General features: G+C 53.2%; 1 rRNA gene. It reads left to right on the top strand.

Features of this window, described 5'->3' with window-relative positions:
* Positions 1-585, top strand: a 23S ribosomal RNA gene (locus tag ABU190_RS27295); the annotation flags it as partial.

The following is a 585-nucleotide window of genomic DNA, read 5'->3' as shown; positions in this document are numbered from 1 at the left end:
ACAGCCAGGATGTTGGCTTAGAAGCAGCCATCATTTAAAGAAAGCGTAATAGCTCACTGGTCGAGTCGGCCTGCGCGGAAGATGTAACGGGGCTAAACCATGCACCGAAGCTGCGGCAGCGACACTAAGTGTTGTTGGGTAGGGGAGCGTTCTGTAAGCCTGCGAAGGTGTGCTGTGAGGCATGCTGGAGGTATCAGAAGTGCGAATGCTGACATAAGTAACGATAAAGCGGGTGAAAAGCCCGCTCGCCGGAAGACCAAGGGTTCCTGTCCAACGTTAATCGGGGCAGGGTGAGTCGACCCCTAAGGCGAGGCCGAAAGGCGTAGTCGATGGGAAACAGGTTAATATTCCTGTACTTGGTGTTACTGCGAAGGGGGGACGGAGAAGGCTATGTTAGCCGGGCGACGGTTGTCCCGGTTTAAGCATGTAGGCTGGTTATCCAGGCAAATCCGGATAACCAAGGCTGAGGTGTGATGACGAGTCACTACGGTGATGAAGTAACAAATGCCCTGCTTCCAGGAAAAGCCTCTAAGCATCAGGTAACATCAAATCGTACCCCAAACCGACACAGGTGGTCAGGTAGAG

Origin of the sequence: Phytobacter sp. RSE-02 (assembly GCF_040578655.1) — a bacterium.
GTDB classification, from domain to species: Bacteria; Pseudomonadota; Gammaproteobacteria; order Enterobacterales; family Enterobacteriaceae; genus Phytobacter; species Phytobacter diazotrophicus.
The sequence above is the reverse complement of the archived record's forward strand: the minus strand, read 5'-3'. Positions and strand labels throughout refer to the sequence as shown.